Origin of the sequence: Paucisalibacillus globulus DSM 18846 (assembly GCF_000482485.1) — a bacterium.
Taxonomy (GTDB): Bacteria; Bacillota; Bacilli; order Bacillales; family Amphibacillaceae; genus Ornithinibacillus; species Ornithinibacillus globulus.
The window spans coordinates 148,803-172,295 of the sequence record NZ_AXVK01000020.1; the positions used below are offsets into that span (position 1 = coordinate 148,803).

The 23,493-nt window shown below is 35.6% G+C and carries 24 protein-coding genes; 2 read left to right on the plus strand and 22 right to left on the minus strand.

The genetic code is table 11. The annotated features are described in order from the left end of the window. Positions 1-10: 10 nt before the first annotated feature. A complete protein-coding gene (locus tag K332_RS0105880; RefSeq protein ID WP_026906632.1) occupies positions 11-1,660 on the minus strand; it encodes an acyl-CoA mutase large subunit family protein in 1,650 nt (549 codons plus the stop codon). Between the two features lie 166 nt (positions 1,661-1,826). Here K332_RS0105880 and prli42 point away from each other — a divergent pair, with 166 nt between their 5' ends. Then, complete coding sequence (gene prli42 / locus K332_RS23890; protein ID WP_156914148.1) at positions 1,827-1,970, plus strand: stressosome-associated protein Prli42; 144 nt, start codon at positions 1,827-1,829, stop codon at positions 1,968-1,970. Between the two features lie 53 nt (positions 1,971-2,023). On the opposite strand, the gene K332_RS0105890 is transcribed toward prli42, so the two are convergent. The 7 genes from K332_RS0105890 to bcd form a co-directional block, all read right to left on the minus strand. Next, complete coding sequence (locus tag K332_RS0105890; protein WP_026906633.1) at positions 2,024-3,010, minus strand: aromatic acid exporter family protein; 987 nt, start codon at positions 3,008-3,010, stop codon at positions 2,024-2,026. A gap of 66 nt (positions 3,011-3,076) precedes the next feature. After that, positions 3,077-3,508, minus strand: a complete 432-nt coding sequence (locus K332_RS0105895) for a BrxA/BrxB family bacilliredoxin (protein WP_026906634.1) — start codon at positions 3,506-3,508, stop codon at positions 3,077-3,079. An 85-nt stretch (positions 3,509-3,593) separates the two neighbouring features. Beyond that, the gene (locus tag K332_RS0105900) at positions 3,594-4,865 is read right to left on the minus strand and encodes a dihydrolipoamide acetyltransferase family protein (protein WP_026906635.1); all 1,272 of its coding nucleotides are present in this window, start codon (positions 4,863-4,865) and stop codon (positions 3,594-3,596) included. Between the two features lie 18 nt (positions 4,866-4,883). Further along, complete coding sequence (locus tag K332_RS0105905) at positions 4,884-5,867, minus strand: alpha-ketoacid dehydrogenase subunit beta (RefSeq protein ID WP_026906636.1); 984 nt, start codon at positions 5,865-5,867, stop codon at positions 4,884-4,886. Positions 5,868-5,879: 12 nt separating this feature from the next. Further along, on the minus strand, positions 5,880-6,872 hold the full coding sequence (locus K332_RS0105910) for a thiamine pyrophosphate-dependent dehydrogenase E1 component subunit alpha (protein WP_026906637.1): 993 nt from the start codon (positions 6,870-6,872) through the stop codon (positions 5,880-5,882). A 35-nt stretch (positions 6,873-6,907) separates the two neighbouring features. Continuing rightward, positions 6,908-8,329: a dihydrolipoyl dehydrogenase gene (lpdA, locus tag K332_RS0105915; protein WP_026906638.1), complete on the minus strand. Its 1,422-nt coding sequence runs from the start codon at positions 8,327-8,329 to the stop codon at positions 6,908-6,910. Between the two features lie 13 nt (positions 8,330-8,342). Beyond that, positions 8,343-9,440 (minus strand): branched-chain amino acid dehydrogenase, encoded by a 1,098-nt coding sequence (bcd, locus tag K332_RS0105920; protein WP_026906639.1) that lies wholly within the window; start codon positions 9,438-9,440, stop codon positions 8,343-8,345. 385 nt (positions 9,441-9,825) lie between these two features. Between bcd and K332_RS0105925 the strand changes: the two genes are divergently transcribed. Continuing rightward, positions 9,826-10,065: a DUF2627 domain-containing protein gene (locus K332_RS0105925; RefSeq protein ID WP_026906640.1), complete on the plus strand. Its 240-nt coding sequence runs from the start codon at positions 9,826-9,828 to the stop codon at positions 10,063-10,065. A gap of 176 nt (positions 10,066-10,241) precedes the next feature. Here the strand turns inward: K332_RS0105925 and spo0A are convergent, their stop codons facing one another. From spo0A to K332_RS0105995, 14 genes are all read right to left on the minus strand, one after another. Continuing rightward, positions 10,242-11,024, minus strand: a complete 783-nt coding sequence (spo0A, locus tag K332_RS0105930; protein ID WP_026906641.1) for a sporulation transcription factor Spo0A — start codon at positions 11,022-11,024, stop codon at positions 10,242-10,244. Positions 11,025-11,311: 287 nt separating this feature from the next. Then, complete coding sequence (gene spoIVB / locus K332_RS0105935; protein WP_026906642.1) at positions 11,312-12,616, minus strand: SpoIVB peptidase; 1,305 nt, start codon at positions 12,614-12,616, stop codon at positions 11,312-11,314. Positions 12,617-12,901: 285 nt separating this feature from the next. Then, a complete protein-coding gene (recN, locus tag K332_RS0105940; protein WP_026906643.1) occupies positions 12,902-14,617 on the minus strand; it encodes a DNA repair protein RecN in 1,716 nt (571 codons plus the stop codon). A gap of 13 nt (positions 14,618-14,630) precedes the next feature. After that, the gene (gene ahrC / locus K332_RS0105945) at positions 14,631-15,080 is read right to left on the minus strand and encodes a transcriptional regulator AhrC/ArgR (RefSeq protein WP_026906644.1); all 450 of its coding nucleotides are present in this window, start codon (positions 15,078-15,080) and stop codon (positions 14,631-14,633) included. A 90-nt stretch (positions 15,081-15,170) separates the two neighbouring features. Then, complete coding sequence (locus K332_RS0105950; RefSeq protein WP_026906645.1) at positions 15,171-15,998, minus strand: TlyA family RNA methyltransferase; 828 nt, start codon at positions 15,996-15,998, stop codon at positions 15,171-15,173. Between the two features lie 27 nt (positions 15,999-16,025). Beyond that, positions 16,026-16,910, minus strand: coding sequence for a farnesyl diphosphate synthase (locus K332_RS0105955; protein WP_026906646.1), 885 nt, complete (start codon positions 16,908-16,910; stop codon positions 16,026-16,028). Further along, positions 16,910-17,146 (minus strand): exodeoxyribonuclease VII small subunit, encoded by a 237-nt coding sequence (locus K332_RS0105960; protein WP_026906647.1) that lies wholly within the window; start codon positions 17,144-17,146, stop codon positions 16,910-16,912. Before K332_RS0105960 ends, K332_RS0105955 begins: the two co-directional genes overlap by 1 nt. Further along, a complete protein-coding gene (gene xseA / locus K332_RS0105965) occupies positions 17,139-18,488 on the minus strand; it encodes an exodeoxyribonuclease VII large subunit (RefSeq protein ID WP_026906648.1) in 1,350 nt (449 codons plus the stop codon). Before xseA ends, K332_RS0105960 begins: the two co-directional genes overlap by 8 nt. Beyond that, positions 18,485-19,336, minus strand: coding sequence for a bifunctional methylenetetrahydrofolate dehydrogenase/methenyltetrahydrofolate cyclohydrolase FolD (gene folD, locus K332_RS0105970; protein ID WP_026906649.1), 852 nt, complete (start codon positions 19,334-19,336; stop codon positions 18,485-18,487). Before folD ends, xseA begins: the two co-directional genes overlap by 4 nt. A gap of 200 nt (positions 19,337-19,536) precedes the next feature. Next, entirely contained in the window at positions 19,537-19,917 is a 381-nt protein-coding gene (nusB, locus tag K332_RS0105975) for a transcription antitermination factor NusB (protein WP_026906650.1), read from the minus strand. Positions 19,918-20,429: 512 nt separating this feature from the next. Beyond that, positions 20,430-20,825 carry an Asp23/Gls24 family envelope stress response protein gene (locus tag K332_RS0105980; RefSeq protein ID WP_026906651.1) on the minus strand — a complete coding sequence of 132 codons (396 nt, stop codon included), beginning with the start codon at positions 20,823-20,825 and terminating at the stop codon, positions 20,430-20,432. 35 nt (positions 20,826-20,860) lie between these two features. Next, entirely contained in the window at positions 20,861-22,222 is a 1,362-nt protein-coding gene (gene accC / locus K332_RS0105985) for an acetyl-CoA carboxylase biotin carboxylase subunit (RefSeq protein WP_026906652.1), read from the minus strand. Positions 22,223-22,236: 14 nt separating this feature from the next. After that, positions 22,237-22,722 (minus strand): acetyl-CoA carboxylase biotin carboxyl carrier protein, encoded by a 486-nt coding sequence (gene accB, locus K332_RS0105990; RefSeq protein WP_026906653.1) that lies wholly within the window; start codon positions 22,720-22,722, stop codon positions 22,237-22,239. 219 nt (positions 22,723-22,941) lie between these two features. Next, complete coding sequence (locus tag K332_RS0105995; protein WP_026906654.1) at positions 22,942-23,481, minus strand: SpoIIIAH-like family protein; 540 nt, start codon at positions 23,479-23,481, stop codon at positions 22,942-22,944. Between the last annotated feature and the right edge of the window lie 12 nt (positions 23,482-23,493).

The window sequence follows — 23,493 nt, forward strand, 5'->3', positions numbered from 1 at the left end:
AATCAGACTATTACATGCTTCCATATTCCCCGAATTCTTTACGAAGAACATTACAGATTTCCCCTACAGAAGCATAAGCTTTTACGGCATTTAGAATATATGGCATCAAGTTCTCTTCTAAATTCTTGGCGGCCCATTCTAGCTGTTTTAAGGTACTTTCAACCATTTCATTATCACGTTGTTTCCTAATGTCTTGTAAGAAAGACTTTTGCTGGCGTTCTAATTCCTCATCAACCTTTAATAATTCTGTATTAACTTCTTCATCCAATTTATATTTATTTAACCCCACGATAATTTCTTCTTCTTTTTCAATTCTTTTTTGTGTTTCGTAGGCAGTACGATGAATTTCACGTTGCATAAAACCTTCCTCAATCGCAGATACTGCCCCACCTAGCTCCTTAATTTGCTTTAGGTAAACACCGATTTCATCCTCTATTTTATCTGTTAAAGCTTCTATATAATACGAACCACCTAATGGATCTACCGTATCTGCAACACCACTTTCATTGGCAATTATTTGTTGCGTACGTAATGCGATACGAGCCGAGTCCTCTGTTGGCAATGCCAATGCTTCATCCCGAGAGTTTGTGTGTAGGCTTTGAGTACCTCCAAGTACTGCAGCTAGAGCTTGCATGGTAACCCTTACAATATTATTGTCTGGTTGCTGGGCAGTTAAAGTAGATCCACCTGTTTGCGTATGAAAGCGTAATTTCCAACTCTTAGGGTTTTTTGCCTGATAATGTTCCTTCATTATTTTTGCCCACACTCTTCTAGCAGCTCTAAACTTAGCAATCTCTTCAAAAAAGTTATTATGAGCATTAAAGAAGAATGCTAGTCTCGGAGCAAAAGCATCAACATTTAATCCGGATTCAATAGCTGCATCAACATAAGCCATACCATTAGCAATGGTAAAGGCTGCTTCTTGTACTGCTGTAGAACCTGCTTCACGAATATGGTAGCCAGAAATACTTATTGTATTAAACTTTGGAACATGCTCCAAACAATATTCAAAGATATTAGTAATCAATCTCATGGATGGCTTCGGAGGAAAAATATAAGTACCCCTTGCAATATATTCCTTTAAAATATCATTTTGGATGGTACCCGTTAATTTTTCTTTTGGAACACCTTGCTTCTCCCCTATAGCAATATACATAGCAAGTAATACAGATGCAGGTGCATTGATTGTCATTGACGTACTAACTTTATCTAATGGTATTTGATCTAATAAAGCTTCCATATCATGTAATGTATCAATTGCTACCCCAACTCTTCCTACTTCACCTTCTGACATCATATCATCAGAGTCATAACCAATTTGAGTTGGTAAGTCAAATGCAACGGATAATCCCGTTTGTCCTTGTTCTAATAAATATCTAAATCGTTTATTTGTTTCCTTTGCAGAACCAAACCCAGCATATTGGCGCATTGTCCAATATTTGCTTCGGTACATAGTTGGCTGAATCCCTCTTGTATATGGGTACTCACCCGGAAAACCTAGTTTTTCATGATAGTCACTATCATTTTCAGGGTAATAGAGTCTCTCCACATCTATTTCAGAGCTAGTTTGAAAGGTGTTATTTCGTTCTGGAAAGCGCTTTAAAATTTCATCAAGCGAATTCCGCCATTTCTTTTCTATATCCTTTTGGTTGATATTCATTCTTATTCCCCCATTCAATAAAAAACAAATTATGTTATCGCTTGCAATAAGGTAAATATTAGGAAAATTAATGCTAAAAAAATTATAACTTAAATATTATACTTGTCCAATTCTTATTTTAACGTTAAAATAAATAGAGCACATGGGATTTAAGGAGGACTTACGAATGTCTGCAAAACAAACTACTAAACCTGCTCCAAGAAGAAAATCAAAGCGTGAAAAACGTATGAAATTAGCAATATATATTATGATTATTGCCATGGTAGTATCTACTGTTACTTACGGTTTAGCACTATTTGTAAATATGTAAAGATGTATGATAAGACTGGATTACATAATTTTGTAATCGCAGTCTTTTTTATTTTATCTATTCTTTTTTACACGAAAATGACGTAGTAAACTTACATCACTCTCCTTATAGCGTTTTTTTATTATTAAATAGCTTTCGATTTCATGTAGTAGTCGGAATAGGTTTGCCCTTGTTTCAAATTCTTCATAGGTTGATGGTAAATCCTCCTTGTTAAACTCATCCCGTAATTCCTTTAGTTGTTCTAAGAAAACAATTGCCGTATTTTCAGGCCGTACTGATTCTGCCAATCCCTCAAAAAAGCTTGCAATATGTAAGGAGATGTCATCATGGTTAGGTAACTTGGTTACGAGCGGAAGCATATTTCGTAGTAGCTCAAGTTGTTTATTTCTCATCACAAAATAATCATAATACGTATGTTTGGAACGTAATAGGTGGTTTTCCCGATCAATTTCACCTAGTTCTATTGCTTTATCCAATAAAATTTCTGATTCCCGTATTTCTCTTCCATCCCAAACCGTATTCTTTTCACGCAAATACAATGCAATTTCCTTTAAGATTACTTGAAAGTTATCCTCAATATTCTGTTGAATTTGCTTAAGTTTATGATCATTACCTGGCATATACAGATTAAGTAACAATCCTATTCCAATCCCAATAATTATGATGAAAAATTGCTCAAATAAAAAATGAATCGATATATCACCCGCACTGTAAAAGCCTAATGTAATGACAGAGCTTGTTGCAATACCAGGTGTTACTTTTAATAAAACTGTTACTGGTATAAATACAATAAACATGATTGCTAAAACAATTGGGTAATAACCTAATAGTTCAAAAAATACAAATGAGAAAATACTTGCAATTATACAAGCTAGCAAACGATGCCATGCACTTAAAACGGACTGTTTTCTAGATGGTTTAATCGTAAGTATCGTAAGAATCCCTGCCGAAGTAAAATTTGAGAGTCCTAACGCTTGGGCAATTACGATAGCGATTGGTGTGCCGATAGCTGTCTTAATAGTCCGATACCCAATTTTCACTACAATTTCTCCTCTATAAGAAATAAGGCTGCCTTTTAAATAGGACAGCCTTATTTGATTCATTACTTATACTTCTTCACAATGTTGATTGAAGATATCTTGAAGTTTTGTCATTACTTCCATTGCACTATGACCTTCAATATCATGACGTTCAAGCATCGTAACAATTTTACCATCCTTTAAGAACGCAAAAGATGGTGATGATGGTGCAAAGCCCTCAAAGTATGTACGAGCTTTTTCCGTTGCTTCACGATCTTGTCCGGCAAATACTGTCACTAAGTGATCTGGACGTTTATCGGAGTGAATGGCATTAGCTGCTGCTGGTCGTGCAACTCCACCAGCACAACCACATGTTGAGTTAATCAATACAAGTGTTGTACCTTCTCGTGTTAGTGCAGTGTCAACATCTTCCTCAGATCGAAGCTCCTCATAACCCGCTTCCTTTATATCCTTACGTGCAGCATCAACAATATCATTCATAAATAGGTTGAAATCCAATATAAGCACCCCTTGTGTTAGTTTAATCCTACCTAACTTCTAGGTTATCAATTTTAGTGGTAAAATTCAATTCTAAAAGCTCGCTCTAATACACTTGAACTGTATTTTCATTCATATTTTCTAACGTTTCCTTCACATCTGCTAGGAACTTGCCACAAACTAGCCCATCCAGGATGCGATGATCAAGTGAAAGACATAGATTTACAATATCTCTTGCAGCAAACATGTTATTAATAATGACCGGTTTTTTAACAATTGATTCTACTTGTAAAATTGCTGCCTGTGGATGGTTAATTACCCCCATAGACTGAACAGACCCAAATGAACCGGTATTATTCACAGTAAAGGTACCACCTTGCATATCGTCTGCGGTCAATTTATTTGTTCGAGCTTTTAGAGCAAGCTCGTTTATTTCTCTAGCAATTCCTTTAATACTTTTCTCATCTGCATGTTTAATTACAGGAACAAATAGTTCCTGGTCCTTCGCTACTGCAATGGAGAGGTTAATATCTTTACGTTGGATGATTTTATCTCCTGCCCATGTACTATTTAATTGTGGGAATTTCTTAAGCGCTTGTGCAACGGCTTTTACAAAAAATGCAAAGTATGTAAGGTTATAGCCTTCATTTTTTTTAAACTCATTCTTAAGTTTATTACGATAATTGACTAAATCTGTGACATCCACTTCAACCATCATCCAAGCATGGGGAATTTCCGTCTTCGAACGCACCATATTTTGGGCGATAATTTTTCGAACACCCGTTACAGGAATTTCAATATCGCCGACTTGAGTTGTAGGTTGCGGTGCGTGCGGTACAGTCTTAGAAGCTTTAGGTTGTATATCTTCCGTAACAACTGGTGTAGCAACTTGGACATTCGATGTAGGGATATCCCCTGATGCCATAACTTTTTCGATATCTTTACGGGTAATTCTCCCACCACGGCCAGTACCAGTTACTTGTTCCAAGTCAATATTATTTTCCTGTGCTAATCTAAGTACTGCAGGAGAATAACGCTTTTTCATTGATTGATCAGAAGATTTCACTTGAACTTGTGAGGCTCCCTGACTTTCTAATTTCTCAGTCGCGGATGTCGAGGTTTCATTTGCACCACCAGCTTCTGTTTCGACATAACAAATAAGCTCACCAACAGCTACAGTCTCTCCCTCTGGCACAACGATTTCCTTTATTAATCCAGTGAAAGAAGAAGGAACCTCCGCATTTACTTTATCTGTCATCACTTCAGCAATTGGATCATATTTATTAACGTGGTCACCAGCTTTTACAAGCCAAGAGCTAATTGTACCTTCTGTTACACTTTCTCCAAGTTGAGGCATAGTAATTTTTTCAGTTGCCATCTGTATCCCTCCTGTCATTTAAAATTCTGCTAATTCGCGCATTGCCTTTTCAATTTTATCTGGGTTCATCATAAAGAATTTTTCCATTGTTGGTGCATATGGCATAGAAGGAATATCAGGTCCAGCAAGTCTCATGACTGGTGCATCTAAATCAAATAAACAGTTTTCTGCAATAATTGCAGCTACCTCGCCAATAATGCTACCTTCTTTATTATCTTCCGTAACTAAAAGTACTTTTCCTGTCTTTTTAGCTGCTTCAATAATTGCTTCTTTATCTAATGGGTAAACTGTACGCAAATCAAGAATATGCGCTTCAATTCCCACTTCTGCAAGTTTTTCAGCAGCCTGTAGAGCAAAGTGAACACAAAGTCCATAGGTAATAATAGTAATATCAGAACCCTCTCTTTTCACATCTGCTTTTCCAATTGGAAGTACATAATCCTCTTCTGGCACTTCACCTTTTAACAAGCGGTAAGCACGTTTATGTTCAAAAAATAGCACTGGATCATTATCTCTAATAGCCGCCTTTAAAAGTCCTTTCACATCATAAGGAGTCGACGGCATTACAATTTTAAGTCCTGGTTGGTTGGCAAACAACGCCTCAACAGACTGTGAATGATATAACGCTCCATGAACTCCACCACCATAAGGTGCACGAATTACAATTGGGCAATTCCAATCATTATTAGAACGGTAACGAATTCTTGCAGCTTCCGAGATGATCTGGTTAACAGCCGGCATAATAAAATCAGCAAATTGCATTTCAGCAACAGGACGCATACCGTACATAGCCGCACCAATTCCTACACCTGCAATTGCCGATTCTGCAAGTGGTGTATCTAGAACACGGTACTCCCCAAATTGATCATACAATCCTTCGGTAGCTTTAAATACGCCACCCTTTTTACCTACATCTTCCCCAAGTATAAATACTTTCTCGTCACGCTGCATTTCTTCACGTAAAGCAGTAGTAACAGCTTGTATATATGACATTACTGGCATTTGGTTCCCTCCCTACTCTTCATATACATACTTAAGTGCATCTTCTGGTAAAGCGTACGGAGCATTTTCTGCATAATCCGTAGCTTCATTTACAATAGCCACAATTTCATTTGTAATCTCTATCTCTATTTCTTCTGTTAAAATACCTAATTCCTTTAGATAAAATGCAAAAGTAAAGATGGAGTCTAACTTCTTCGCTTCATCTACTTCTTCTTTATCCCGATATGCACGATCATCATCGTCACTTGAGTGAGCGGTCAATCGATAAGAGACAGCTTCAACCAATGTTGCCCCTTCACCTTTGAGCGCACGTTCCCTAGCTTCCTTAACTACTTTATATACCTCCAATGGGTCATTACCATCCACTGTATATCCCGGCATACCATAACCAAGTGCTCTATCAGAAACCTTTTCATTTCCCAACTGTTTTTCACTCGGTACTGAAATAGCATATTTATTGTTTTCAACCATAGTAATCACAGGGAGTTTATGAACCCCAGCGAAGTTTAATCCTTCATGGAAATCACCTTGGTTGGATGAGCCTTCACCTAACGTAACAAATGAAACTATTTTCTTATTTTCCATTTTAGCTGCAAGTGCAACTCCAACAGCATGTGGAACCTGTGTTGTTACTGGTGATGAACCAGTTAAAATACGGTTCTTCTTTTGGCCAAAGTGACTTGGCATTTGACGTCCACCAGAGTTTGGATCTTCCGCTTTAGCGAAAGCTGAAAGCATTAATTCTTTTGCGGTCATACCAAACGCAAGTACAACACCCATATCACGATAATATGGTGCAACATAATCTTCCATTCTATTTAGAGCAAACGCTGCACCAACCTGCGCGGCCTCTTGTCCTTGACAGGATATAACGAAAGGAATTTTTCCTGCACGGTTTAATAACCACATTCTTTCATCTAGTTTTCTAGCTAATAGCATTGTTTTATACATTTCTAATACTTGTTCATTAGATAGTCCCAGTTCCTCATGACGATTTGTAGCCATAGATGGTCCCTCCTTTATCATCTAAAAATTATTCATTATCCGTGTATTTGTAAGCCCTCTACAGCAAGTGCTGCTTCACCCATAATCTCAGATAGAGTTGGATGTGGATGTACACTATGTGCAATTTCCCAAGGTGTCGCATCCAGCATTTTTGCAAGTCCTGCCTCTGATATCATGTCTGTTACATGCGGACCAACCATATGCACACCAAGAATATCTTCATTTGCTTTATTCATAATAATTTTAACAAACCCATCAGATTCTCCATATACTAAAGCTTTTCCAATCGCTTTGAACGGGAATTTTCCTACTTTAATTTCATAACCTTGTTCTTTTGCTTGTCGCTCAGTAAGTCCTACACTAGCTGCCTCTGGATTCGAATAAATACAAGCTGGAATATTATCATAATTTAACGACTCCGGATTTAGCCCACTCATGTGCTCAACGGCAATAATACCTTCATGGGAAGCAACATGTGCTAATTGCATACCTCCAATAACATCGCCAATAGCATAAATATGGGTTTCTTTTGTTTGAAAATATTTAGAAGTTTTTATTACTCCATTTTCAACTACAATATCTGTATTCTCTAACCCAATATTAGTCGTATTTGCTTGACGCCCGACAGAAACCAATATTTTTTCAGCAGAAAATACCTGTTTTGAATCACCGACAGCAGCTTCAATAGTAACACCGTTTTCCTTACGAAGTGTTTCCGCTAATACTTTAGCTCCTTTAACAAAAGATATGCCTTTTCGTTTTAACTGCTTTTCCACTTCTCGGGCAATATCTTGATCTTCTGTTGGCAGTATTTGATCTAAGTATTCAATAACAGTAACTTTCACACCAAAATCAGCTAGCATAGAAGCCCATTCGATTCCTATTACACCCCCGCCAATTATAATTATTGACTCAGGTAGTCTTTCCATCTGCAACGCCTCGTCTGAACTCATTACGTAAGTTCCATCAATATCAAGGCCAGGTAGTGTTCTAGGCTTAGAACCCGTTGCGATTAGAACATTTTTTGGAACAAGCATCGTGTTCTCCTCTCCATTTTCGTACTCAATAGAGATAGTTCCTGGAAGTGGCGAAAAGATACTCGGTCCCAAAATCCTTCCAAATCCTTGAAAAACATCAATTTTACCTTTTTTCATAAGGGCTTTTACACCTTGATGAAGTGTATTTATAATGTTAGTTTTTCTATCTTGAACTCGTGAAAAGTCTAATTCTATATTACCTGTCGTAACTCCAAAATCCCCGGCACTCTTTGTTTGTCTATATACTTCAGCACTTCGTAGTAAGGATTTAGAAGGTATACAGCCTCTGTGAAGACAAGTGCCTCCAAGTTCTCCCTTTTCTACAACTGCCACTTTCATTCCTAATTGAGAAGCACGAATTGCAGCAACATAACCACCGGTTCCGCCTCCTAGTACGACTAAATCATACTCTTCTGCCATTAAAACCTCCCCCTTACCTTCTGCTTAATGTATGATGGCCATTTAGTAAAAATTGACCTCTTGATTTTCTTACAGACTCAATTCGTTCTTCTGCCATTCTGTCTGCAGCAAGATAGGTAGGTATATTATCCCGCTTCGAAATTTCAAATACTTTGCGAAGACTATCATATATTGTTTCTACTTTTTTCATTGCTCTTGCTTGATTGTATCCATTCAACTCGTCTGCAACATTAATTACACCACCTGCATTGATAACATAGTCAGGTGCGTATACGATCCCTTTTTCATATAAAATATCACCATGTTCTGTTGTCTTCAGTTGGTTATTTGCAGATCCAGCCACTACTTTAGCTTTCAAACGAGGTATTGTATCATCGTTAATTGTTGCACCAAGAGCACATGGTGCATATATATCACAATCAACATCATAAATATCATTAGGATCAACCGCTTTTGCATCAAATGCTTCTACCGCACGATTTGCAGCAGCTTTATTAATATCTGTAACAACTAATTTTGCACCTTCTTTATGAAGGTATTCACATAAAGCATACGCAACATTTCCAACACCTTGTACTGCAACTGTTTTTCCTTCCAATGAATCATCACCGAACGCTTCTAGTGCTGCAGCTTTTATACCTCTATATACTCCATATGCTGTCACTGGTGATGGGTTCCCTGATGATCCAGAAGTTTCAGCAGAGACACCTGTAACAAAATCAGTTTCCATATGTATTAAATCCATATCTTCTTCCGTAGTTCCTACATCTTCAGCTGTTATATACCTTCCATTTAATCCTTGTACGTATCTACCAAATGCGCGAAACATTTCTGGATTTTTGTCTATTCGAGGATCACCGATAATGACCGTTTTCCCTCCACCTAAATTTAATCCTGCAGCAGCATTTTTATATGTCATTCCTCTAGCTAAGCGCAAAGCATCTATTATAGCCTCTTCCTCTGTTTCATATGTCCACATTCTAGTTCCACCAAGAGCAGGTCCCAATGTGGTGTCGTGAATTGCAATAATTGCTTTTAAGCCAGAATTCTTATCTTGGCAAAACACTAGTTGTTCATAATCATATACTTCCATACTTTTGAAAATTTCCATTTACTTTCCTCCTATTCAAAGAATTATTCTATATAATAAACTCTTACCGAAAAACAGCAGGAGCTATCAATAACATTTTGTGTGACGTTATTTAACTAATCAAAAAAACTAGTTTTCTTTTCATTTTATCCTATTATAATACAAAATAACTATCTAGAGTAAATGAAAGCGCTTTAATTATTAAATATTTCAAATATATTTTTTAAATATTTAAAATTATAGTGTTTTTCTTTAAATTAATTGTTACAAATACTCTACTTTTCTATCATACGTTATGATTGGAAATATGGCAAATCAAAATTTTTCATCTATCTTTTCCCTTTTGGTATACTAATGAACTATACTAGAAGCATTATTACAATATTTTTTAATTGAAGGAGATAAAATGATTAGACTAATCGCTGTTATCCTAATTTTTATTCCCGGTGTCATTGCCGCAATCGGCATAAAATTAATGCGAGACACATTGTTCGATGAATTTCATCCGATATTCCTCCATACTAGTGTTCAATTTGCTGCAGGCTTGATACTTTTCATTGGTGGACTTGCATTTTTAGGTGGATTTATCATACATCGTGATCGTAAAAAACAATTAGAAAAAAAAGAAAAAAAGGAATTACAATAGGTCTACTTTTAGGGAGAGTTTCTTTCATAAAGGGGACAATTTCGGGAGTTCCTAAATGCCCCAAACATTGGTGCAATTAAATTCATTCAATAGATAAAGGTAAGGAACATAACTTTCAGATTTCCTTTAAAGTAATAAAAAAATTACTGTATGACGACATACAGTAATTTTTTTCATTAACTCGCTTTATGTTCTAACCTTAACCGATCAGCAACCATTGCTATAAATTCAGAATTTGTTGGTTTTGCTTTTGAAATACTTACAGTATATCCAAACAGTGCGGATATAGAGTCAATATTGCCACGACTCCAAGCAACTTCAATTGCATGGCGGATTGCTCGTTCAACTCGTGAAGAAGTTGTGTTAAATTTCTTGGCAATATCTGGATATAAGACTTTTGTTATAGAGCCTAGTAATTCGATATCATTATAAACCATCGTAATTGCTTCTCTCAAATACATATATCCTTTAATATGTGCAGGTACACCAATTTCATGAATAATATTCGTAATGCTTGCTTCTAAATCCTTTTTCTTTCTTTCTTTTTTCACACCAATAGTTGAGCGATTTGAAAGAACTGAACGTCCGTTAACCTGACGAATCTGCTCTGCAAGATTTTCTAAATCAAACGGTTTTAAAATAAAATATGATGCCCCAAGATCTACAGCTTTTTTCATTACTTCTTCCTGACCGAAAGCAGTCAACATTATAACATGTGGCTCATTACTTGGTTTACCTTTTTCTCTCAGCATATTTAAAACAGCAAGTCCATCAACATGTGGCATAATGATGTCTAATATTAGTACATCCGGCTTTTTTTCTTCAACTAAGGTTAGACAATCTTTTCCATTGTAAGCTGTTCCAACAACTTCTATATCAGGCTGTTCCTCAAAAAATTCCTCCATTAAATTAATTAAGTCTCTGTTATCATCTACTAAACAAATTGATATCTTATCCACAAATGCTCCTCCTTTAATTCGGTTCATGTCCACTTTATGTATTCGACAAAACTTTAGAGATTCCTTCTTTTTTTAGAAAAACTTTGAATTTATTTATTTTTTCTTCGAATTGCTTCATATATCTTTTATTTTCGTTGCTTTTCGATTATTTATGACAAACGAAAAGAATTTTTGTCGAAAAATATTTAGATTGTAATCTTGGATGGACTTCTCAAATTTTTTCTAAGAGTAACAAATGATTTCTGGTTACTTATAAAGAAAAGCTTGTGCCTCAAGGCACAAGCTCTCTAACTTGCTTGTTTTTCTTCTTCTTTATAGATGTCTACTCCAGCGTCTTGTAGCATCCATTCAATGTGGACTCCATAGCCACTTGTTGGATCATTTACAAACACATGGGTTACTGCACCGATTACTTTTCCATTTTGGATGATTGGACTTCCGCTCATTCCTTGTACAATTCCACCTGTTGCTTCTAATAATTTTGGATCCGTAATTTGAATTACCATTCCTTTTGTAGCAGGTGATTTTTGTGGTACGCTACTCACTATTTCCACATCAAATTCTTCTACTTTTTCATCGTCAATAACGGTTAATATTTTTGCAGGACCTTCTTTAACCTCATGTGATAATGCTATTGGCATTGGTTTATCATACTTTCCATTCTCTATGGATTGATCAAGCTTACCAAAAATTCCAAACGGACTATTCTTTGTGATTGAACCAATTTTATTTTCTTTAATGGAAAACTTCGCTTGTTTTTCCCCTGGTGTTCCGTTATTTCCTTTCTGTATAGATGTTACGGAAGACCTAACAATTGTTCCATCATGAATTTCAATTGGTTTTTTTGTATCCATATCAGAGATAACATGTCCTAACGCACCATATTTTTTAGATTTCGGCTCAAAGAATGTCATGGTACCAATACCTGCTGCCGAATCACGGATATATAAACCTATTCGGTATTCGTTCTCCTTTTTATCCTTAACAGGACTTAATTCCGTGGTAAAGGAATCTTTTCCCCTTTTCACTTTCACCTCTAATGCCTTTGACTCTTTTCCGGCCTGTTCCACAATTGGTTTAACATCTTTCATCTCTTCAATTTTTTGTCCATTGATTTCCATAATAACATCACCGACTTTAATATCAGCGTCTTCTCCAGGTGACATTTGTCCATTCTCACCATTTATAAGATGATGACCTACAACCAAGACACCAAGCGTTTGAAGTTGCACACCAATGGATTGCCCACCCGGGATTACTTTTACATCCTTCAAAACAGTAACATCCACTTTCTTAATTGGCACACCAGCTACTGAATAAACAATCTGACTGTCTCCGGGTTCATTAAAGTCAAAACTTGATGCATTGATAACTTCTTCGTTGTTGATAGCTTCCTTATTAGAATTTACTGTAGCATGAACTTGAACTGCTTCACCAAAGCTAGGAGCCTTAAGGGGTAACTGATTTTGAAACGTGATAATTTTATTGGGAATGGTGAAATAATGTTGTATAGGGGGTGTAAAAGGAACAATTAGCAATCCGAGTAGGAGTAGAACTCCAATAATGACACGAATTTTATCTTTCTGTTTCACAAATGTCCACTCTCCTTGTTCCTAAACCCATACCATATTTTTATATCTGTACTTCTAATTTGACCTTTAATGGCCTTTTTTAAACTGGGAAAAGTTAAGAAAAGATGTGTAACATTTCCTTTACAATATATGTTAATAAACAAAGCCTGTCTTATTAGGCTTTAAACTTTTTAGACTGTCTATTCAATTAAAAACACTTATTATTTGTAATACAATAATAAAATATAATAATGAAATAAAAAGGAATTAGCAATAAAAATCACTAATCCCATTTGTGCAAAAACTTTAATTGCTAACCACTATACCTTTTTTAAAACTTTTAGCTAATTCATGCAATTCTTTAGCATGTTCAACTGCGGTGTCGGTTAACTTTGTACCTGTAATCATTCTGCTAAGTTCATTTATTTGTTGCAATTCATTTAAATCTAATACATGTGTAGTGGTTCGATTTTTCATTTCTTTTTTCTCTATGAAGAGATGTGTGTCTGCCATTGCTGCAACTTGAGGTAAGTGTGTAATACAAAGGACTTGTGAATCTTTTGAAATTTGGAAAATCTTTTCAGAAATAGCTTGGGCTACTCTTCCACTTACACCAGTATCTACCTCATCAAAAATAACACTTGTTACGCCTTGATGTTTAGCAAATAATTTCTTTAAGACGAGCATTATTCTGGAAAGTTCTCCTCCAGAAGCAACTTTATTTATTTCTTTTAGGGGTTCTCCTAAATTAGTCGAGATCAGGAACCGAATTTGATCAAATCCATTTCGATGTAAAGTTACCTCATTATTAGGATTCTCGGGTAAAAACTGTACTGAAAAGGAAGCTTTTTCTAGATACAAATCCTTAAGCTCATCTTGTACTTCGCGAATTAAACTTTTTGCTGCGTTCTTTCTAATATCATGCAACTGCTTAGCTTCAAGATAGGCATCTTCATGAAGTTCTTCCATTTCTTTTGCTAATTTCTGTAAATGGGAATCTTTATTCCTAATTTGTTCAATCTCTTCCTCAATTAATCCCATGTAATCAATCATTTCAGCTACGGAACTACCGTACTTTTTTTTCAAACGGCTAATTTCAGAAAGCCTTCCTTCAATTTCATTTAATCGATCAGGATTGTATTCTAAACGCTCAATGAAATTACTAAGTTCAAATGTTAAATCTTCCAACATAAAATAATGATTCGATAGTGCTTCCGACTTCGTTGCAATATATTCATCATAACTATTAATTTCTTCAAGTGATTGCTTAGCAACATTTAACCATTCTATTCCTTTATGTTCCCCATATAAAGCATTGTAAGCATCCATAACTCCTTTATAAATTCGTTCATAATTCAACAACTGAGTTCTTTCTTTTTCTAATTCAACGTCTTCTTCTGGGACTAGATTTGCTTTTGCTAATTCACTTAATTGGAATTCAAGTAAATCTAATCTTTGTGCCATTTCCTGTTCATTTTCGCTTAAACTTTTATAACGAATTTTTAATGAATGAAGTCTCTCAAAAAGAATCGAATATTCTGCTTTAACTTTTTCCACTTTAGCATGACTATATAGATCCAATAATTCAATATGATTTTCTGGATTCATTAATGATTGTGTTTCATGTTGACTATGTATATCAATTAATGTTTTGCCAAATTCCTTTAGAATTGCAAGTGTTACTAACTTACCATTTACACGACAAATGCTCTTCCCTGAAGCTGTTATTACCCGTTGTAAGACAACCTCATTATCGTGGATTTCCACACCATACTCCTTTCCAATTGAGTATATGGTATGTGTCTTGGTATCGATAGAAAATAACCCTTCTATTTCAGCTTTATCCTTACCGTGCCTGACATAGTCTACAGAGGACCTGCCACCTGCTAACAATTGGATTGCATCTATTATTATTGATTTTCCAGCACCTGTTTCACCTGATAACACGGTAAGCCCATCTTTTAATGTAATCGTCATTTGATCTATGATAGCAAAATTATGAATTGATAATTCGGTTAACATATAGTCACCTCGTCTATAGCATATTAATAAAACGTTCTTTTATTATAATCGTATCTTCTTCCGTCCGACAGATAATCAAACAAGTATCGTCACCACAAATCGTTCCCATAATTTCATTCCAATCGAGATTATCAATTAATGCACCAACCGCGTGTGCATTACCTGGAAGTGTTTTTAATACAATCAAGTGACTTGTATGATCAATTTTAACAAATGCATCCATAATTAGTCGCTTTAATTTGTCATGAGGATTAAATCGTTGGTCTGCAGGTAAACTATATTTATATTGACCACCATTAGATGGAACTTTTACAAGATGTAATTCCTTAATATCTCTGGAAACAGTTGCTTGTGTTACATTATAGCCTAGGTTTTTCAACCGATCCACAAGTTCATCCTGTGTATCAATATCATTTTCTGTAATTAATTCTCTTATCTTGATATGTCGTTGAATCTTACTCATATTGACCCCCTAGTATTAGAGTGTAAGCTCCCTATTTTTCTTTAATTCATTATATAATTAGAAAAGGACTACAAAATGTAGTCCTTACACTCATGTATTCTGTGATGATTTTAGATCTGAATGAGCTTCATTGACTACTTCTTCGGGATGGAGTTCTTCAATGGACTTTGCTGGTTCTTCTTTTTTCCAACCTAAATGAGCTAAAAATTCAACATTTCCATCCCCACCAGTGATTGGTGAATAGGTTAACCCATGTAATTCAAATCCTTCTTCTTTAGCAAACGTGAGAATCCTTTTCAACACTTCCACATGAACCTTTTTATCACGAACTATACCCTTTTTTCCAACTTGCTCACGCCCTGCTTCAAATTGTGGTTTGATAAGGGCTACTACATCACTTTTAGGAAGTAGAAGCTTCTTTAAAACAGGTAGGATTAGTTTTAATGATATGAATGAAACATCAATAGTTGCAACGCTCGGTAATCCATTTTCTAACATGTCTTCCGTAACATAACGGAAATTCGTACGCTCCATAACTACAACACGGGAATCATTTCTAAGTTTCCAATCCAGTTGATTGTATCCAACGTCGATTGCATAACAAAGCTTCGCACCTGACTGAAGTGCACAATCCGTAAATCCTCCTGTTGAGGATCCGATGTCCATCATAATTTTATCATGAACATCTAAAGAAAACACTTTCAAAGCTTTCTCTAGCTTCAATCCACCTCTGCCAACATAAGGTATTAATTTTCCCTTGATTGTTAAGGGGATATCTTCATCGACCTTCATACCTGGTTTATCGAGTCTTTCTTGCTCCGTATAAACCAACCCAGCCATAACTGCTCGCTTTGCTTTTTCCCTAGTTTCAATTAAATTTCGTTCTACAAGTAGAACATCAAGTCGTATTTTTGCCATATGTGCATAAATCCTTTATCTTTCAGTTTAATGGTCTCTCTCGCTAACATAATTAGTTAGTTCCAATAATCTTGATGAGTTAGCATTTGCCTTCTCTAATAGATTGATTGCCATTTCAGTATAACGATTTTTCATTTCCATTGCACCATCTAATCCAAGTAATTTTGGATAAGTACTTTTATCGTTAGATTCATCGCTACCTACTGCCTTACCTAGCTTTTCTTGGTCCCCTATCACGTCTAAAATATCATCTTGAACCTGAAAAATTAGTCCTAAATAATAGGCATAATCCTGTAGATGAGATATTTGTTCATCAGTAGCTTTACCTAAGTATGCACCAACAGTCACCGCGAATTTCAGTAGTTCTCCTGTTTTTAATGCATGAATTTTCTCCATTTTTTCAATAGTTACCGTTTGTTTCTCCGCTTCCATATCAAGAATTTGCCCTCCAACCATACCAGATGGACCACTTGCCTGAGAAAGTTGTTTCAAACAATATACTTTTTCTTTATCTGTTAGTAGTGGATCATTCGCAATAAGTTCGAAGCTATAAGTTAAAAGTGCATCCCCTGCAAGTATGGCTGTTGCTTCACCGAATACTTTATGATTAGTAGGTAAGCCTCTGCGAAAGTCATCATCGTCCATAGCAGGGAGGTCATCATGAATTAATGAATAAGTATGAATCATTTCTATTGCTAATGCAGAACTAAATGCTTTTTCAACATTGGATGAATAAGCTTCAAAACTTGCTAGTAATAAAATTGGACGTAGCCTCTTCCCTCCAGCTTCTAGAGAATAAAGCATCGATTTCTTAAGTTGTTCAGGAATATCAATAGTAGCTATACACTTCGTCATCAATTCTTGAAACATCTTTTGACTTGAATCAATATATTGTTTTAATGTATCAACCACTATTTCTCATCCTCCTGTAAATCAAAAGGAACAAGTTCCCCTTGCTCATTCATAATTTGCACCATTTTTTCTTGGATATGATTTAATTTATCACTACAGATTTTGGTGAGAATCATTCCATCTTGATAATAGGAAATTGCTTTTTCTAACGGTACATCTCCTTCTTCAAGTTTCCCAACTATACCTTCTAGTTTCTCCATTGCTTCTTCAAAACTTAGATCTTTGTAGTTATCCATTGTTTACCTCCTTTATATCCAAAACTTCACAATCCACTAATCCATCTTGCAGATTAATTCTAATATGATCCTTCTGTTTTATCTGGGATTTAGATTTTATAATATCTCCAGTTGAAGTGAAGGGAATCGCGAATCCTCGTTTCATAATTTCCAAGGGATTTAGTAAAGTAAGTTTATCCATCACTCTGTTTAATTGTATTGACTGCTTTTCGATGTACTGGTTCATGACCTGATTATTTTGCTTTACTAACTGACAAAAAGCTTTTGTTGCTTGGTCTAATTGTCTTTGTGGATGCTGTGTAAGCAGTCTTGTTTGAAGATTTGAAAGACGCTCTGAATTCTTTTGTAGGACGAGTTGAACACTTCGATCCATCCGTTCACGGTTTTTATCCAGCTCTTGTTCTTTTTGTCTTAAGAGTTGTTCAGGATATCGAAATGCATAAGATTGCACCATTCTTTCCAACTGGTTTTGATTTTGCTTAACTGTAATCCCGATTAAACTGTTTAGTGATTGTTTCATTCTTGAAATTTTATCTAGTAATTCAAACTGTGATGGAACGGCAAGCTCAGCTGCACCGGTTGGAGTTGGTGCCCTTAAATCCGCGACGTAATCACTAATCGTTACATCTGTCTCATGTCCCACAGCGGAAATTATCGGTATTTTAGACTGAAAAACCGCTTCAGCCACAATCTCTTCATTGAAGGCCCACAGCTCCTCAATAGAGCCTCCGCCCCGGCCAATAATAATCACATCAAAAAGGTTATTTTCATTAGCTTGATTAATAGCTCTTGTGATAGAGCTTGCTGCATTTACTCCTTGAACCAATACTGGTAATACTGTTACTTGTACAACTGGAAAACGTCTTTTAATTGTCGTAATAATATCTCTAACCGCAGCACCTGTTGGGGACGTGATTACTCCAATCCGGTCTGGAAACTTTGGTATTTTCTTTTTATATTGCTGTTCGAAATACCCTTGTTTACGTAGCTTTTCTTTCAATTGTTCAAAGGCTAAATATAAAGACCCTACACCATCTGGTTCCATTTGTTGAATATATAATTGATACTGACCACTTGCTTCAAAAACACTAATTTCTCCTCGAATAAGCACTTTCATGCCATCTTCAGGTTTAAATTTTAAGTAACGATTGCTTCCAGCAAACATAACTGCGTTAATTCTTGCCTGATCATCCTTAATGGTAAGGTACATATGACCTCTTGAATGTAATTTAAAATTAGAAATTTCACCTTTTAACCAAATACTACGAAGATGTGGATCTGTATCAATTTTGCGTTTTATATATCTTGTAAGAGCTGTAACTGTTAAGTATTTATCAGTCATTTTTCTATTTCCTTAGCAGCCTTAATTGTATTGTGTAATAGCATTGTGATTGTCATCGGTCCAACTCCGCGTGGAACTGGTGTGATGTATGATGCTACTTCCTTTGCACTATCAAAATCAACATCGCCAGTTAATATTCCATTTTCCAATCGATTAATTCCTACATCAATTACAACGGCGCCATTTTTTATATATTCTTTATTAATTACATTCGGTCTCCCAATTGCAACGACAAGGATATCTGCTTGTTTCGTTATTTCCTGTAAGTTTTTAGTTTTTGAATGACAATATGTAACTGTAGCATTTTCATTAAGCAATAATTGCCCGACCGGTTTACCAACAATATTACTTCTACCCAATATTACCACGTGCTTACCTTCAATTGTTATATTCTTAGATTGAAGCATCTTTATAATTCCGTATGGGGTGCATGGTAAAAATGTATCTTGCCCTGTCATCATTCTTCCGATATTTATTGGATGGAAGCCATCTACGTCTTTTTTGGGGTCAATTGATTCAATGATATGCTGTACATTAATTTGTTTGGGAAGTGGAAGTTGTACCAAAATTCCGTGGACAGCTTTATTTTGATTTAATTGGTGAATAATTTTCAGTAGTTCATTTTCCGAAATAGAATCAGGTAATTCGATGATCTCTGATTGGATTCCAACCTCCTCAGATGCTCGCTTTTTACCATTAACATAGGACATTGAAGCAGGATTATTCCCAACCAAAACAACAGTTAAATGAGGGATTATCTGTTGTGTTAGTAGATTTTCTACTTCATACCTCATTTGCTTTTTCATTTCTGCGGACAATTCTTTTCCATTAATAACCTCAGCTACCAAAATTATCTTCCCCCTTAATTAATTTTTAGCCTTGCAATAAGCTATTATTTTATCAATATGTATAAGGAATAGACAACTAAAATCGCACTTGCTAGGGAAATTATTGTTGGCAAGTTTTCTAAGGTAAAACCATATTAACGTTACCAACTAACTGAACACCTCAGAATGAATTACCTTAACAAGTGCTTTCAATTATGATCTTACTTAATTAATTTTGATAATACACCATTTACAAACTTTCCAGATTTTTCATCACCATAACGTTTTGCTAGTTCTATTGCTTCATTTATTGATACATTTTCAGGTATGTCTGTAACATACAATATTTCAAATGCAGCTATTCGTAATATAGTTTTCTCTACTGCTGGTAAACGTTGTAATGACCAGTTTTCAAGGTTTGCCGAAATGGTTTGGTCTATTGTTTCTTTCTCTTTTACTACACCATTTACAATTTGATGTAAAAATTCATCCTGTTTTACTTCAGTTAATCTATCTTGAATAGTTTGCCCCATATCTTCTTCTAGCAAATCTAATTGGAATAATATTTGGAATGCTTTTTCTCTTGCTTCGTGACGTTTCATGTTCATGACTCCTTCTGCTAATCTCTTTTCAAATCATATCATTTTTATGAATTAGACGCCACAAACTATCAATATTTTTTATTAAATATTGTTATTTCAAAGCATTGAATTTAACGACTATTTGATAGAAACTGTGCGGTAACTAATTATTTTTGGTTCAGCAACGCACCCGCGGGGGAAATACGAAACATATAATGAAGAAATATATATTTTGAAAACTAAAACCAGCGTAGGCAGAATACGGAGACACCTTCGGGAACAGCACGTGTCCGAAGACCCCGCAGCGGTGGTCTTCCGCGAGGAGGCTGAGGCCGTGCCCGAGGAAAGCGGAGTATTCTGCCGGAGCGGTCTTTTAGCAGTTACATCATTTATATAAGAGTAACTTTGATAGAATGTTACCGCACAGTTTATACAAAATACAAATGAACTAATATTATATTTTCTATAATTCTTATTACATTAATCAAAGAAGGGTCAAAAGATATGCTGAGATACCTTTTGACCCTTCTTGCTTATACAGAATCTTCTTCTGTAGTTTCTTTTTCCATTTGTAGTCCTACAACATGGATATTAACTTCTGAAATTTCTAGTGAAGTCATATTTTTTAGGGTTTGTCTGATGTTGCCTTGAATTTTTTGTGCTACTTCTGGAATAGACACGCCATACTCTAATACAACATACAAATCAATTAAAATCCCCTCATCTGTTAATTCTACTTTAACACCTTTACTATGGGACTTCTTACCAAACCGTTCTACTACTCCTGTTGCAAAATTCCCACGCATATTTGCTAGACCTTCTATTTCTGATGCAGCAATTCCAGCAATTACTTCTAATACTTCGGGAGAAATCTCCACTTTTCCATGCCCGGTATTTTCGCTCATATTCACTAAAGATTGATCAGCCATTTTATCACTCCTTATGAGACTTTAGTTTTAAGCTCTTAATTTTCATTTGGTTCTGTAATCGGATTTTCTTCTAAAAAGTTCGTATTAAAGTCACCTTCAACAAACACATCATGTTCCATAATTAACCGATGAAAAGGAATAGTTGTATGTATTCCTTCTACAACAAATTCATCCAGTGCTCTCTTCATACGAGATATTGCTTCCTTACGTGTTGAACCATAGGTGATTAGCTTTGCTATCATGGAATCGTAATATGGTGGTATAGAATAACCAGGGTATGCAGCTGAATCAACTCGAACTCCTAAGCCACCCGGTGGTAAATACATATTTATTTTCCCAGGAGAAGGCATAAAGTTCTTAAAAGGTTGTTCAGCATTAATACGACACTCAATAGCCCAACCATCAAATGTTACATCTTCTTGATTGAAAGAAAGCTTCTCTCCATTCGCAATGTTAATCTGCTCCTTGATTAAATCAATTCCTGTAACCATTTCCGTCACCGGATGTTCAACCTGGATTCTTGTATTCATTTCCATAAAATAAAAGTCCTTAGTTTTACGGTCAAAGATGAACTCAATTGTTCCAGCACCTACATAATTAACAGCTTCAGCAGCTTTTACTGCCGCTCCCCCCATTTTAGCACGAATTTCATCATTTAGTGCAGGAGAAGGTGTTTCTTCGATTAATTTTTGTAAACGACGTTGAATACTACAATCTCTTTCCCCTAGATGAACCACGTTTCCATGAGTATCAGCTAGTACTTGTATTTCTACATGTCGAAAGTCTTCTATAAATTTTTCAATATAAACTCCTGGGTTACCAAATGCAGTCTCGGCTTCTTTTTGTGTAATACGGATTCCTTTAATTAGGTCTTCTTCCGTTCTTGCAACACGGATTCCTTTACCACCACCACCTGCTGTGGCTTTGATAATAACAGGATATCCAATTGATTCTGCAATTTGAATTGCTTCTTCCTCACTATCAATTATACCATCTGAACCAGGTACTATGGGAACATTTGCTTTACTCATTGTATCACGTGCTACATCTTTAATACCCATTTTTTGAATGGCTTCTGGAGTGGGTCCTACAAATGTAATATTACACGCTTTACAAATCTCTGCAAAATCAGCATTTTCAGCTAAGAATCCATAACCAGGGTGTATTGCATCAACATTGGTTAAAGTGGCAACACTAATTATGTTGGTTACATTTAGGTAACTGTCCTTACTTGCTTTAGGACCTATACAATAGGCCTCATCCGCTAATTGAACATGTAATGATTCTTTATCGGCTTCTGAGTATACAGCAACGGTCTCAATTTCCATTTCCTTGCAGGCACGAATAATTCGGACAGCTATTTCTCCTCGGTTTGCAACAAGCAGTTTCTTTATCATTTTAGCACGTCCCCTTACTTCGTTTTTACTCTAAATAGTGGTTGTCCATACTCCACAAGTTCTCCATTTTCAACTAGAACTTCCACAATTTCTCCGGATACTTCCGATTCAATCTCGTTAAATAGCTTCATTGCCTCAACAATACAAACAACCGAATCTTTGGAAACAGTACTTCCGACAGATACAAATGGATCACTTTCTGGATTTGGTGAACTATAAAATGTTCCAACCATTGGAGATGTTATTTCAAAATCATAATTAACAGTATGTTCTTTCACATCTACTTCATCAGTTTGCATGGTTTCTTGTTTTGGAGTTGGTGGCTGTGATACTGCAGTTACCTCTTTTTCAACTTGTACAACTGGTTGAGGTTGCACAACAACATTGTCAGATATTTTTTTCATAGACACTTTAGTGCCATTTGTTTCATAGGTAAATTCATTAATAGAAGATTGATCTACTAGTTTTATAATTTCACGAATTTCTTGTACTTTTAACATATTTTAGCACTCCCTTACCTTTTTTATAATTAGGTACTAATAACTCCTCTTAGTATTTTACGATAAAAACAAGGGTAACTTCAACAAATAAATATTATTATAGTAGTTAAGCGTTTTCATCTTATTCAATTATAACAATTACTAAATAGATTGGCGAATAAATTTCAAAAACAAAAACATCAAGTCTTTAAGACTTGATGCTAATCGTTTTCGTTCAGTTTAACTTTCTGTCATTGGTTCTGGTACTACAGTTACCGTGACATCACCTAATTCATCGTGTACAAGCTGCATAATGTTTAAAACTTCCGAATTTGAAAGCTCGTCTCCTTGGACATGAACAAATACTTTACCATCATCTGCACGAACAAATACATCTTGGTATTCAGCAGATGCGAGAATTACTTCTTCTAATATTCCTTCTTTAGACTGTAGTTGATCTAGTTGATCCATTTCGTCTGTTGCTTGCTTTTTCTCTTCAACACTTGCTGTACTACTTGCTAGAACATCATCTAAGCGGTCCAATTTCTTATCTCTTTTTTCCTGTACTTCTAAACGTAAAGCTGCAAACAATTCATTTCCTCCTGGCACTACATCCACATTGGCCTCTTCACCTGTTGTTACTGTTTTTTCTGTCGCATCGTTTTCTTCACCTTTATTTACGAAAGCTAAATCACCTGGTTCCTGTGTCATATAGTACACACTCAACACAATCATTAAACTTAGCATTGTTAACAACCAAACCGTTTGTTTTTTCAACATTATTTATTCCTC

Bases quoted from the DNA above. Each gene is read 5' to 3' on its own strand.
- prli42 (WP_156914148.1), top strand. From the start codon at position 1,827: ATGTCTGCAAAACAAACTACTAAACCTGCTCCAAGAAGAAAATCAAAG.
- bcd (WP_026906639.1), bottom strand. From the start codon at position 9,440: ATGGAAATTTTCAAAAGTATGGAAGTATATGATTATGAACAACTAGTG.
- ahrC (WP_026906644.1), bottom strand. From the start codon at position 15,080: ATGAGTAAGATTCAACGACATATCAAGATAAGAGAATTAATTACAGAA.
- recN (WP_026906643.1), bottom strand. From the start codon at position 14,617: ATGTTAACCGAATTATCAATTCATAATTTTGCTATCATAGATCAAATG.
- nusB (WP_026906650.1), bottom strand. From the start codon at position 19,917: ATGAAACGTCACGAAGCAAGAGAAAAAGCATTCCAAATATTATTCCAA.
- accB (WP_026906653.1), bottom strand. From the start codon at position 22,722: ATGTTAAAAGTACAAGAAATTCGTGAAATTATAAAACTAGTAGATCAA.
- K332_RS0105900 (WP_026906635.1), bottom strand. From the start codon at position 4,865: ATGGCAACTGAAAAAATTACTATGCCTCAACTTGGAGAAAGTGTAACA.
- K332_RS0105960 (WP_026906647.1), bottom strand. From the start codon at position 17,146: ATGGATAACTACAAAGATCTAAGTTTTGAAGAAGCAATGGAGAAACTA.
- K332_RS0105905 (WP_026906636.1), bottom strand. From the start codon at position 5,867: ATGCCAGTAATGTCATATATACAAGCTGTTACTACTGCTTTACGTGAA.
- K332_RS0105910 (WP_026906637.1), bottom strand. From the start codon at position 6,872: ATGGCTACAAATCGTCATGAGGAACTGGGACTATCTAATGAACAAGTA.
- K332_RS0105980 (WP_026906651.1), bottom strand. From the start codon at position 20,825: ATGGCTGATCAATCTTTAGTGAATATGAGCGAAAATACCGGGCATGGA.
- K332_RS0105995 (WP_026906654.1), bottom strand. From the start codon at position 23,481: ATGTTGAAAAAACAAACGGTTTGGTTGTTAACAATGCTAAGTTTAATG.
- xseA (WP_026906648.1), bottom strand. From the start codon at position 18,488: ATGACTGATAAATACTTAACAGTTACAGCTCTTACAAGATATATAAAA.
- K332_RS0105950 (WP_026906645.1), bottom strand. From the start codon at position 15,998: ATGGCAAAAATACGACTTGATGTTCTACTTGTAGAACGAAATTTAATT.
- K332_RS0105925 (WP_026906640.1), top strand. From the start codon at position 9,826: ATGATTAGACTAATCGCTGTTATCCTAATTTTTATTCCCGGTGTCATT.
- lpdA (WP_026906638.1), bottom strand. From the start codon at position 8,329: ATGGCAGAAGAGTATGATTTAGTCGTACTAGGAGGCGGAACCGGTGGT.
- K332_RS0105880 (WP_026906632.1), bottom strand. From the start codon at position 1,660: ATGAATATCAACCAAAAGGATATAGAAAAGAAATGGCGGAATTCGCTT.
- accC (WP_026906652.1), bottom strand. From the start codon at position 22,222: ATGATAAAGAAACTGCTTGTTGCAAACCGAGGAGAAATAGCTGTCCGA.